The organism is Plantactinospora sonchi, assembly GCF_036422035.1.
Classification (GTDB): Bacteria; Actinomycetota; Actinomycetes; order Mycobacteriales; family Micromonosporaceae; genus Plantactinospora; species Plantactinospora sonchi.
On sequence record NZ_JAZGQK010000020.1, the window covers coordinates 1 to 11,603 of the forward strand.

Below are 11,603 nucleotides of genomic sequence, written 5' to 3' on the forward strand. Positions count from 1 at the left end.
GGGCCCCGGCCCCCCCCCCCCCGGGCCGGGGGGGGGGGGGGGCGGGGGGCCCCCGGGGGGGGGGGGGGGGCCCCCCCCGGCGCGGTGACGATCAGCCGGCGTGGTACGCCCGGATGATCGTCTGCTCGATACCGCTGCCGCCGTTTCCGTCGGCCTTCACCCGCAGCGAGACGGCCTGCCCGGCGGTGACCTTCGGCAACTCGACCCGGTAGTTGTCACCGTCGCGGACGACCCGGGCGGTACGCCAGCTGGTGCCGTCGTCGGTCGACGTCCAGACCTGGAACGACGTCACCTTCTGGGTCGGTACACCCTTCGTCTGCCGGACGGTGAGGCTGGCCGTCCCGCCGGTCGCCCGGTTGCCGGTGCTCAACGGCAGTACGTAGTCGACCGCGAGCAGCGGCAGCGGCACACTTTCCACCCCGGTCGGCCCGGCGGACCGGAACGTCCAGTCGGTGCTGACCCGGGTCGAGACCGGCAGGATCAGACTCGTGTCGACGTCCAGGGTCAGCCGGTAGTCGGCGGCCGGCTGCGGCACGGTGAAATCAGCGCTGGAAGCGTCCCGCTCGTCGACCAGTTTCCCGTTCCGGCGCAGCGACAGGGTGCGCTTGACGCCGATCGTCCCGGGCTGCAGGCAGTCGGCCCGCTGGTGCCGGTCGGTGAGCATGACCAGGTCCACGTGCAGGTTGCCCCGGGTGCGGGACGGCGCGGTGGCGCAGGGAACTCCCGCGTTCTCGACGATGTCGTCGACCCAGTCGGAGTGCAGTGGCTGCCGGGCCCAGACCTCGGTCTGCCGGCTGCCGGGCCGGTAGCCGTGCGCCTGTTCCTGGGCGACCAGGCCGCCGTAGATCCCCTCGTGCACGTAGAGGTAGCCGGGCGAGACGAAGTCGGTCCGGGTCGCCGGCAGGTCGTACGTGCGGCCCAGGCCGACGAAGAGCCCGTCCTCGGCGTACGCGGTGCGGCGCAGCGAGGTGACCATCTCCGGCGAGTCCATCTGGTGGAAGCGTTCGTCGATCCGGGCGAGCCCGGCCCGCTCGGCGGCGGTCACCCGGTACGTCGGGTCGGCCGGCGCCCCGTGGGCGTACTCGTGGACCAGGTCGTAGCGGTACGGGGCGGCCGCCCCGGCCGGCGAGTCCAGCCCGAAATACCCGTACGTCCGCACCGAACCGATTCCCGGCTCCGGCAGGGCCGACACCGAGATCGTCGCCGACTCGCCGTAGCTGGAGATCTGGTCCCACCAGGAAAGGCCGTTGCGGCTGGTCTGCACATAGGTGAAGAAGGCGTCGGTCTGCTTCGTGGCGACCCCGTCGACCGTCGCGGTGACCGGTTTCGCCTTCGCCGGGTCGAGGGTCATGGTCCGGGCGCCGGTGACCGTCACGTCGGTCTCGCCGACGAGCGCCGCCTTCTGCCGATCGGCCTCGACGTCGTAGGCGGTGAACGCGCCGGTGACCGCGTACCGGCCGGCCGGCACCCGCAGGGTGACGGTGCCGGCGGCGGTCTGGAACGCGCCGCCCGCGTACAGCATCGGGTCGTCGAGGTTGGTGACCAGGACGTTGATCCAGGTCTCCACACCCTCGGCCGCGTCCGGCACCGGCTTCGTCCGGACCGTCAGGTCGTAGCTGCGCGGTTCGACGCGGAAGCTGACCGGAGTGGTCGAGACGAGGCGGTGCCCGGCGCCCCGGGCGGTGACGGTGGCGGTGTAGAAGCCGGGCTTCGCGGCCATCGCCGCGCGGTTCAGCCGCAGCGTCGTACCGGCCGGCGCACCTCGCTTGAGGGTCAGCCGGTTCGTGCTGAGCGACGCCGTGCCGGGTGGGGCCGGGGTGCCGTCGTACTTGGCGACCGTGACGTCGAGGTCCAGGTTGACCGTGGCCGGGGTGTTCTCGCCGGTCCAGCTCAGCTTCGTCTCGCTGGTGCCGGACTGCGGGTACCGGAACGTCCCGAGGTTGACCACGGACTGGTCGCTGACCGGGCCGGACAGCGCCCGGGCCGCGTTGAGTCGTCCCGCGCCGACCGTGTACGGGTCGGTGCCGGGCAGTGGGTCGCTGGCACCGACGAGCGCGGCCTTGAGCTGCTCCGGCGTCCACTCCGGGTGCCGTTGGACGAGCAGGGCGGCGGCACCGGCGGCGTGCGGGCTGGCCATCGAGGTGCCGGTGGAAGCCTCGTAGTACTCGTCGATCGGGTCCTGCAGGTCCGTGCCGGCGGCCCGTCCGGCGACGATGTCCACGCCGGGCGCGACCAGTTCCGGCTTGGCCGCGTAGCTGTCGACCAGCGGTCCGCGGCTGGAGAAGTAGGCCAGCCTGTCGTCGCGGTCGACCGCCCCGACGGTGAGTGCGGTGGCGGCCGAGCCGGGCGACGAGATGGGTCCACCGCTGTTGCCGGCGGCGACGACAAAGAGCGTGCCCTGCTGCCTGCTCAGGTTGTCGAGGGCGAGCGAGAGCGGGTCGCTGCCGTCGTCCGGCTCCTCGCCGCCGAGGCTCATGTTGATGACGTCGGCCCGCTCGGCGGCCCACTCCATGCCGGTGATGATCTGCGAGTCGCTGCCGTAGCCGTGGTCGTCCAGCACCTTGCCGATCACCAGCTGGGCGTCCGGCGCGACACCGCGCCGCTGACCGTGGGCGGCGGCGCCGGTTCCGGCGATGGTCGTCGCCACGTGCGTACCGTGTCCGTTGTGGTCGACGGCGTCACCGCCCTCGACGGTGAAGTCGGCGCGGTCGACGATCCGGCCGACCAGGTCCGGGTGGGTGAAGTCGGCACCGCTGTCGAGCACCGCGACCCGCGCGCCCTTGCCGGTGTAGCCGGCGTTCCAGGCCTGCGGCGCGCTGATCTGGTCCAGGTTGCGGTCCAGATCGCTCCCACCGTGCTGACCGCTGCCGTGCCGGTCCTCGGTCAGGGTCCTGCTCTGGACCGGGTTGCCGGTCCGGACCAGGTCGCTGGCCAGGCCGGTGGCCCGCACCCTGCGGTCGAGCCAGACCTTCGCGGCCCCGGCGAGCAGCGAGTCCGTCGCCAGCTTCGCCGTGGCCGGGCTCTTCTTGGGTACGTGGCCGGCCACCGAACCGATGCTCGGCAGCTGTCGTACGCCGGTCAGGGTGGTGACCCGGGCCGCCGTGTTGGCGGGCTGCACGATCACCGGCAGTTCGGTGGTGCTGGCGTCGTCGTAGCCGTCCGCGATCAGCGCGGTGACGTCGAAGAGGTCCGGGTCGAGGACCGGGCCGACCTGTGCCGCGATCCGGGCCGGCACGACGTGCAGGTGCCCGTCCGGGCCACAGTTCTGCCGGATCACCGCGTTGGTCTCGACCGGCTGCACCATCGCCTGTGGACATCCCGCCCCGGTGCTGCGTACGGTCACCACGTCCCCGGTGAGCAGGGTGACGGTGTACGTCCGCCCGCTGTCGTGGGCTTCCGACCCACTCCCGGTCGGGGCGTTCACGGGCCCGGCCGTGGCCGGGCCACCCGGCACGGCGGTCAGCGTCGTGGCCGTGACGGCGACGGCCAGCAGCCATCGCGTTCTTCTGAGCATCGTGCTCCCTACCTCAGCTGTATGCCGCGCTGCTGTGCGACACGAAGCAAGATCATATTTGTCCTGAGCTGGAGATATGTCTCGCCTGTACAACTGTTTGCAAGGTTCGGGAGCGGTACTGTTCGTTGAGTTGTGGCTCAGACGACGGTCAGTGTCGGAATGTGTCGTGGTCGGATCGGCCCGAAGTCCGGCCGGTTACGGCGTCGGCCGCCGCGCCGGTCGACCCTGCCCCGGTCGCTGTCGACGAGCGCCCTCCGGCAGCCGGAGGGGTACGCGCCGGGCGGCATGCCGGTCGACATCGGGCGGCCCGGCCCGCCGGCGTGGGGATAGCGTGCCGGGGCAACCGGCCGGCGGGCGGTGGGGCAGGGCCGGGTGCCGCCGGGTACGACGGACGGGAGTGGGGACGCGGTGGGTGGCTGCGAGGTGTGCGGGGATGCGCCGGTCACCTGCACGGTCGGCACCGACGACGGTGAACTGGAACTCTGCGCGGGTTGCGCCGACCTGCTCGGGGAGAGCGAGGGATGGCGGCTCACCGCGCCCCCGGACAACTCGACCCCGCAGTCCCCGCCACCGTCGGCGCCTGACTGAGCCGCACCGGCGGTACCGACAGGTCAGAGGTCGCCGGCCACGACGTGCCGCTCCGCCACCGACCCGCTGGACGACTGGTCCGGGACCAGCGCGCCGAAGCCGTCGTCCGGAACCTGGCGGGGGCCTCGGCAGGCGAGCACCGCGCCGATCAGCAGGGCGATCGCGGCGAGGTAGATCAGGGTGTTCAACCCGCCGATCGCCGTCGTGACGATCACAAGGTGGGACACCTCGAACGAATCGCGCCCGATGACAGTGGGCAGCAGCAGCCCCCACCCGAGGTGGAACAGAGGTGCGGTGAGTAGCAGCCCGCAACCGACGACAGCGAGGACAACCGCGACTTCGCGGTCAGCGGTGGTGCAGGGCCCGGGCCAGCGCCAACGCGGCCTGCGCGGTGACCGACTGCGCGGCCTGGGTGCCGGCCAGCGAGTCGAGCATCGCCATGTCGTGGATGATCCCCTGGTAACGCACCTGGGTGACCGGGACGCCCGCCTGGCGCAACTTCGACGCGTACGCCTCGCCCTCGTCGCGCAGCACGTCCGCCTCGTTCGTGGTGATCAGCGTGGGCGGCATGTCCCGGAGCTGCTCGGGGCTGGCGTTCAACGGGCTGGCCAGCGGATTCGACCGTTCCACCTGGTTCGGCAGGTACTGGTCCCAGAACCACATCATCGACTCGCGGCTCAGGTGGTAGCCGCTGGCGAACTCGCGGTAGGAGGCGGTGTCGAAGTTGGCGTCGGTCACCGGATAGAGCAGCACCTGCTGGCGGAAACGCGGTCCGTTGCGCTGCCTGGCCAGCATCGTCAACGCCGTCGCCAGGTTGCCGCCCGCCGAGTCGCCGGCGATCGCGATCCGGGTCGGGTCGAGGCCGTACTCGGCGCCCTGCGCGGCGATCCACTGCGCCACCGCGTAACACTCCTCGAGCGCGATCGGGTAGCGCGCCTCGGGTGCGCGGCTGTACTCCGGGAAGACGACGGCCGAGTCCGACTGCACGGCCAGTTCCCGGATCAGTCGGTCGTGGGTGAGGGAGTCGCCGAAGACCCATCCCGCGCCGTGCAGGTAGAGCACCACCGGAATCATCCCGCCGGTCCCCTTCGGCTGGATGATCTCCTGCGCGGCGGCCCGTACCCGGTCGCGCAGCGTTCCGCCGATTCCGCCGCCGGAGATCCCGGCGGCGCCCTTCGGTCGGACGATCCGGACCGGAACCTGCCCGGAGGGCCCGCCCGGGACGGTGATGTCCTCGATGTCGACCTCCGGACGCGCAATGTTGGTCGACTGCAGCTTGGCCAGGTTCTCCCGGCCCTTCTCCGGACCGAGTTGATACGGGAACGGCGGATTCGCGGTCATCCGGGCCACTTCCTGCGCTGCCGGTTCCAGGACCACCGTGCTCACGGACTGGGCCATGACGGCTCCTCCTCCCACAGCGTCCGCTGCGGTAGCGACTCGTTGCGTCGCTCGGGTACCCGGCCCCGGCCCGGATATGACGCGTGCCCGGCCGTACCGCTCCGGCTGGGCGGCCGGCCGACGGCCCGGTCCGAGCCGGTCGGACACACCGATGGCGGCCGTCGCCAGTGCCCGGTTTCCCCAGCAATGACCGACTTTTCATAGCAGATCAATACGGCTTCGGGAGGTTTTCCACAGCCGGGACGGTTATCCACAGCGCCGGATTCCGTGCACCCGGACGGACCGGCCCGGCGGCCAGGGTTGCGGGGTAACCGGAATCCACCGCAGGAGGACCTGATGTCACCCCGTACGCCGGTCCCGGCCGGGCCACGGCTGCCCCTGGTCATGACCTCGGACAACAACCTGCTCGACGATCTGCTCCGGCTCGCCGCCGCCGGCGGGACCGAGGTCGAGGTGGCCCCCGATCCGGCGGCGGCCCGCTCCCGGTGGGCGGCCGCACCGCTGGTGGCGGTCGGCACCGACCAGGCCCAGGCGTGCCTGCGGGCCAGGCTGCCGCGTCGCCCCCGGGTCGTCCTGGTTGGCCGGCACGACCAGGCAGACGCCGGTTGGGACGTCGCCGAACTGATCGGGGCCGAGCATGTCGCCCTGCTGCCGGCCGCCGAGCCGTGGCTGGTCGACCGGTTCGGCGAGGGCCTCGCGGCCGGCCTGAGCGGGGTGGGTGGTCCGGCCAGGATCGTCGCGGTGATCGGCGGCCGGGGCGGCGCCGGGGCCAGCGTGCTGGCCGGTGGACTCGCGGTCACCGCCGCCCGGCTCGGCCTCCGTACGCTGCTCGTCGACGCCGATCCGCTCGGCGGTGGCCTGGACCTGGTGCTCGGCTGGGAGCAGCTCGACGGGCTGCGCTGGCCGGCGCTGACCGAGGCGGACGGCCGGGTCGACGCCCCGGCGCTGGTCCGGGCCCTGCCGAGCCGGGGCGACCTGGTGATGCTCTCCTGGGACCGGGGTGACCCGCTCGCCCTGCCGGCCGAGGCGATGGCGGCCACCATGGACGCCGGCCGGCGTGGCCGGGACGTGGTCGTCGTCGACCTGCCCCGTCAGCTCGACGATCCGGCAGTGATCGCGCTGCAGTCCGCCGACCAGGCGTTCATTGTGGTGCCGGCCGAGTTGCGGGCGACCGCCGCGGCCGCCCGGGTGGCCGCGGTCGCCGGACTGCACTGCGCCAACCTCTCGGCCATCGTCCGTGGTCCGGCACCCGGTCGGCTCAAGCCCAGAGAGGTCGCCCAGGCGCTCGACCTGCCACTGGTCGGCACGCTCCGGCCGGAGCCGGGGCTGTGCCGGAACCTGGAGCGGGGCGAGGCGCCGACGAGCGACGGCCGAGGTCCCCTGGCGTCGCTGTGTCTGCGGATCATCACCGACCTCACCGGCGCCGCCCGGACCGGGACGGGGGCCCGATGACCGCCCGCCCGGGTGCCACCCGCCACCGGGACGACATCCCCGGATCCGGCAACGGCGGTGGGGCTGACGACGTGGGTGGTGCCGCCCGCCGGCCGGGCGTTCGTGGCGGTGCGACCCGCCGGCCCGGCGGTGCCCGGGGCGGGGCGCGGCGATGAGCAACGAACTCGCGGCCCGGGTCCGTCGACGGTTCGCCGCCGACGGTACGACCGTCACCCCCGCCGCCGTTGTCGCCGCGGTCCGCGCCGAGCCGACCGCCGCCGTGCTCGGCGACACCACCGTGCTGCGGATGGCCACCCGGGTGCACCACGATCTGGTCGGTGCCGGTCCACTGACCCCGCTACTGGCCGACACCGAGGTCACCGACGTGTTGGTGAACGGTGCGAAGGTCTGGGTCGACCGGGGAGCAGGGCTCTGCCCGGTACGGGTTCCGCTCGGCGGCCCGGACGACGTACGCCGGCTGGCGCAGCGGCTCGCCGCCGCCTGCGGTCGCCGGTTGGACGAGGCCAGCCCCTACGTCGACGCCCGCCTGCCGGACGGCACCCGACTGCACGCCGTCCTGCCGCCGGTCGCCACCACCGGGCCCTACCTGTCGTTGCGAACCTTCCGGCAGCGACCGTTCACCCTCGACGAGCTGGTCCGGCACGGCACGCTGCACCGCCCGGCCGCCGAGCTGTTGGGCGCGGTGGTCGCCGCCCGGCTGGCCTACCTGGTGACCGGCGGGACCGGCTCCGGTAAGACCACCCTGTTGAACACGCTGCTCGGGCTGGTGCCGCCGTCCGAACGGATCGTGCTGGTCGAGGACGCGGCCGAACTGCGTCCGGTCCACCCGCACGTGGTCGGCCTGCAGGCCCGCACCTCCAACGTGGAGGGCGCGGGTGCGGTCGGCCTGAGCGACCTGGTCCGACAGGCACTGCGGATGCGTCCCGACCGGCTGGTGATCGGAGAGTGTCGGGGGGCCGAGGTCGTCGACCTGCTCTGCGCCCTGAACACCGGACACGAGGGCGGGGCCGGCACCCTGCACGCCAACACCCCGGCGGACGTACCGGCCCGGCTGGAGGCGCTGGGCCTGCTCGGCGGACTGCCCCGGGCGGCTCTGCACGCCCAGGTCACCGCCGCGTTGCAGGTGCTGCTCCAGGTCCGGCGAGGTGTCGGCGGCCGGGTGCTGGAGGCGGTCTGCCTGCTGCTGCCGGCCGGTCCCGACCGGCTCGTCACCGTCGTACCGGCATGGAGCCGGGAGCGTGGACTCGGGCCGGCGGCGCCAGCGCTGGCGACCCTGATCGGCGAACGGGGCGTACCGGTTCCGCCGCTGCTCGCCAGCGCCGCCGACTCGGGGGCGGCAACGGGACGGCGAGGCATCACCCGAGGATCACCATGACCGACCGCTGGCTCGCCGCCGCCTGTGTGGCCGGCGTCGCGTTCCTGGTCGCCTGGTCGGGTGGACGGGTGAGAGCCCGGTACCGGACCCTTGTCGCCGCCGGTCGTCGGTCCGCTGCGGCCGTACCGTCCGGCGCTATCGCCGGGCGAGGTGACATCACCAGCGGTGCGGCAACCGGGCCCACCCGGTGGCGGGCGCTTGACGGCTGGTTCGCCGCGGTGGCGCCCTGGCGACTCATCCTGGTCGGGGTCGTCCTCGGCGGGACGACCGGAGCGCTGGTCGCCGGCCCGGTCGCCGCCGTGCTGCTCGCCGCCTACACCGGGCTGGCGGTACGTGCGGCGGTCCGGCGTCGGTCCAACCGCCGCGCCGAGCGGGCCCGTCGGGACCAGCTTGACGGGTTGTGCGCGCTCGCCGCAGACCTGCGGGCCGGGCTGGCCCCGTTTGTACTGCCGCCGCCGACCACCGCTCAGTCCAGGCTGAACTCCCGCTCGGAGTCGGCCCGGCCGGCGACCGGGCTGGCCGACCCGGCCTGGCCGGCGACGCGGTTGACCGAACTGGCCCGGTCCGCCGTGCGGCTGGCCGAGCAGACCGGTGCACCCCTTGCCGACCTGGTGGAACGGATCGAGGCTGACGCGCGGGCGATGGACCGGGGCCTGGCGGCGGCCCACGCGCAGGCCGCCGGGGCACGGGCGACCGGCTGGCTGCTCGCCGTGCTGCCACTCGGCGGGATCGCCCTGGGGTACGGCATCGGGGTCGACCCGTTGCGCATCCTGTTGCACACCCCGGTCGGTGCCGCCTGCGCGGTGGCCGCCGTCGTCCTGCAACTCGCCGGTCTGCTCTGGACGGACCGGCTCAGCAACTCGACCCGGGCGACACCATGACCACAATCCAGGCGTACGGGCTGCTGGCCCTGGCCGGCGTCGTCCTGCTGACCGCCGTAGTGGCGAAGCCGGCCCGCCGGTCGGCGCGGCATCGTCTCGGCGTACTCGGCCGGCCGACGCCGTCCACGGATCCGACGTCGTCCCGCCACGGTCGGCCCCGCCCGGTGGATCTGATCCGGCTCGTCAGCGGGCTGGCTGGACTGGCGGCCGGGGTGCTGCTGGGCGGATGGCCCGGCGTACCGGCCGGCGTGGTGACCGCCGTGCTGCTCGACCGGTCACTGCGCCGGCTCGAAACGGCGGCGACACGGCGACACCGGTTGCGGGAGGCTGCCGATCTTCCGCTCGCCGCAGACCTGCTGGCTGCGGCACTGCGGGCCGGCGCACCGGTCGACCGGGCGGTCTCGGCGGTCGCGGAGGCCCTCGACGGCCCACTGGGCGGGCGACTCACCCAGGTCGGGCGGACCCTGCGGCTCGGCGGCGACCCTGCGGAGGCCTGGTCGGAGCTTGTCGCCGTGCCCGGTGGTGAGCGGTTGACCAGGGCGGCCGTCCGTTCCGCCGCCAGCGGTGCGGCGCTGGCCGGGGCACTGACCCGGCTCGCCGACGACCTCCGGGCAGACCGGGCGACCGCGGCCGAGGCGGCGGCACGCCGAGCCGGCGTGCTGATCGTGCTGCCGCTCGGCCTCTGCTTCCTGCCCGCCTTCATTCTCGCCGGCCTGGTGCCGGTGATCGTCGCCGTGCTCGGTGACGTGCTGTGACCATCGTGGACAGAGAGGAAAGGCACCACATGCTGCGCAAGTTGAGAACCCGCCTGCGGGGAGACGCCGGGATGAACACCGCCGAGTACGCCGTGGGGACCCTGGCGGCGGTCGCCTTCGCCGGGCTGCTGCTCAAGGTCCTGACCTCGGGCAACGTCCAGGCAGCGTTGACCGCCGTGATCGACCGGGCGTTGAAGTGACCGGGCGCCGGCTGGTCGACCGCGACCGGGGCTCGTTCACCGCCGAGTTGGCGGCCGGCCTGCCGGCGCTGCTGTTGCTGCTGCTCGCCGGCCTCACCGCGGTCAACGCGGTGCTGACGAAGGGCCAGTGCGTGGACGCGGCCCGGGAGGCGGCGCTGGCCGCCTCCCGGGGCGCGCCCGGCACGCCCGCCGGGCTCGCCGCCGCACCGCCCGGTTCCGTCGTGTCGATCGCCGTCCAGGGCGACCGGGTGGTCGCGACCGTACGGGCTCCGGTCCGCACCCTCGGTGCCCGACTGCCCCGACTGACCGTCAGCGCCACAGCGGTGGCGGCGGTCGAACCCGGCGCACCGGAGCCGGTGTCATGACCGGTGTCGGTGCCACTCCGGGACACGGATCGGACAGACCGGCCGGCCGGAACCGGTCGAAGGACCCGGCCCGGTCGCGACGACCGCCCCGGGCCTCCGTCCGCCGGTCCGTTCCGTCCGGTGATCGTCGTGCCGGTCGGGGTTTCGACTGGAGCCGGCGTGCGAAGGTCGAGCGGGGTAGCGCCAGTCTGTGGTTGTTGGCGATCGGGTTGGTGCTGGTACTGGTCAGCCTCGGTGCGTCGGCGGTCGGCGCTGCCCGGGTGGCCCGGCACCAGGCCCGGGTCGCCGCCGACCTGGGCGCACTCGCCGGGGCCGCCCATGCGTTGGACGGGCAAGCCGCGGCCTGTGCCCGGGCCGCCACGATCGCCGCCGCGAACAGTGCCCGGATCGCCACATGTTCGCTCGACGGACTCGACCTGCGACTCGGTGTCGAAGTGCCGGTCGAACCGCTGCCCGGACTGCGACGGGTTGCCACCGCGACCGCACGCGCCGGCCCGGTCCAAGGCGCGGCGCCGTAACCCCGGCGGCAGCACCACAGACCCTGGGGGCACGGGCAGACTCGGGGGCACACGGCAGACCCGGATCACCCCGTGGGTGGCACCGGCGGCGATGCCGGGCAGCAGCCGGGGCCACCAGCGGATCAGCACCTCCCGCCACGGCTCCTCGGCCAGTTCCCGGACGAAGTAGTCCAGCCAGTCACCGGTACGCGTCGGATCGCCGAGCGGGTCACGCCACTGGTCGGAGGCGATCGGTGCGATGCCGCGCGGTCGCGTTTCCAACCAGTCCGCGTAGGAGTCGAGCCACCGGGGTACGTCGTCGGCGTGGCCGTGCCGGACCAACGCCTCCACCGCCATCGGCGCATGGTTGGACAGCCAGCCGTCCCGCTCCGGGCCGGTGTCCCGTAGTCGTTCGTAGGTCTCGTCGAGAATCGAATCCGCCATGCTCACGAGCTAACGACGTGAAGTTCACTTCAAGTCAAGCCGCGGCCGGAGCACGCGACCCTACTCCGGTCCAGCGCCTCGGCCACCGCCGGCCACGAATCGGGATCGGGGCAGTAGCCGGTCGACTGGTTGCC

10 protein-coding genes and 2 pseudogenes are annotated in these 11,603 nt (G+C 73.5%); 8 read left to right on the forward strand and 4 right to left on the reverse strand.

The window, feature by feature from the left end:
* Nucleotides 1-91: 91 nt before the first annotated feature.
* Nucleotides 92-3,514, reverse strand: a complete 3,423-nt coding sequence (locus tag V1633_RS22540) for a S8 family serine peptidase (RefSeq protein ID WP_331216381.1) — start codon at nt 3,512-3,514, stop codon at nt 92-94.
* 423 nt (nt 3,515-3,937) lie between these two features.
* Between V1633_RS22540 and V1633_RS22545 the strand changes: the two genes are divergently transcribed.
* On the forward strand, nt 3,938-4,102 hold the full coding sequence (locus V1633_RS22545) for a hypothetical protein (RefSeq protein WP_331216382.1): 165 nt from the start codon (nt 3,938-3,940) through the stop codon (nt 4,100-4,102).
* Nucleotides 4,103-4,125: 23 nt separating this feature from the next.
* Here V1633_RS22545 and V1633_RS22550 read toward each other — a convergent pair whose 3' ends face one another.
* Both V1633_RS22550 and V1633_RS22555 read right to left on the reverse strand, forming a co-directional pair.
* A complete protein-coding gene (locus V1633_RS22550; protein ID WP_331216383.1) occupies nt 4,126-4,317 on the reverse strand; it encodes a hypothetical protein in 192 nt (63 codons plus the stop codon).
* A gap of 130 nt (nt 4,318-4,447) precedes the next feature.
* On the reverse strand, nt 4,448-5,500 hold the full coding sequence (locus tag V1633_RS22555; RefSeq protein ID WP_331216384.1) for an alpha/beta hydrolase: 1,053 nt from the start codon (nt 5,498-5,500) through the stop codon (nt 4,448-4,450).
* 384 nt (nt 5,501-5,884) lie between these two features.
* Here V1633_RS22555 and ssd point away from each other — a divergent pair, with 384 nt between their 5' ends.
* The 7 genes and pseudogenes from ssd to V1633_RS22590 all read left to right on the forward strand — a co-directional run bounded on the left by ssd (nt 5,885) and on the right by V1633_RS22590 (nt 11,046).
* On the forward strand, nt 5,885-6,952 hold the full coding sequence (gene ssd / locus V1633_RS22560; protein ID WP_331216528.1) for a septum site-determining protein Ssd: 1,068 nt from the start codon (nt 5,885-5,887) through the stop codon (nt 6,950-6,952).
* Between the two features lie 151 nt (nt 6,953-7,103).
* On the forward strand, nt 7,104-8,327 hold the full coding sequence (locus V1633_RS22565) for a TadA family conjugal transfer-associated ATPase (RefSeq protein WP_331216385.1): 1,224 nt from the start codon (nt 7,104-7,106) through the stop codon (nt 8,325-8,327).
* Nucleotides 8,328-8,656: 329 nt separating this feature from the next.
* A pseudogene (locus V1633_RS37045) lies at nt 8,657-9,208 on the forward strand (type II secretion system F family protein); the annotation flags it as partial.
* Nucleotides 9,205-9,963 (forward strand): type II secretion system F family protein, encoded by a 759-nt coding sequence (locus V1633_RS22575; RefSeq protein WP_331216387.1) that lies wholly within the window; start codon nt 9,205-9,207, stop codon nt 9,961-9,963. The pseudogene V1633_RS37045 and the gene V1633_RS22575, both read left to right, overlap by 4 nt.
* 29 nt (nt 9,964-9,992) lie before the next feature.
* Nucleotides 9,993-10,163, forward strand: coding sequence for a DUF4244 domain-containing protein (locus tag V1633_RS22580; RefSeq protein WP_331216388.1), 171 nt, complete (start codon nt 9,993-9,995; stop codon nt 10,161-10,163).
* Nucleotides 10,160-10,528: a TadE family type IV pilus minor pilin gene (locus V1633_RS22585; RefSeq protein ID WP_331216389.1), complete on the forward strand. Its 369-nt coding sequence runs from the start codon at nt 10,160-10,162 to the stop codon at nt 10,526-10,528. The genes V1633_RS22580 and V1633_RS22585 overlap by 4 nt, the downstream gene beginning before the upstream one ends.
* Nucleotides 10,525-11,046, forward strand: a complete 522-nt coding sequence (locus V1633_RS22590) for an Rv3654c family TadE-like protein (protein WP_331216390.1) — start codon at nt 10,525-10,527, stop codon at nt 11,044-11,046. Before V1633_RS22585 ends, V1633_RS22590 begins: the two co-directional genes overlap by 4 nt.
* Before the next feature lie 57 nt (nt 11,047-11,103).
* Here V1633_RS22590 and V1633_RS22595 read toward each other — a convergent pair.
* Nucleotides 11,104-11,469 (reverse strand): annotated as a pseudogene (locus tag V1633_RS22595) (questin oxidase family protein); the annotation flags it as partial.
* Between the last annotated feature and the right edge of the window lie 134 nt (nt 11,470-11,603).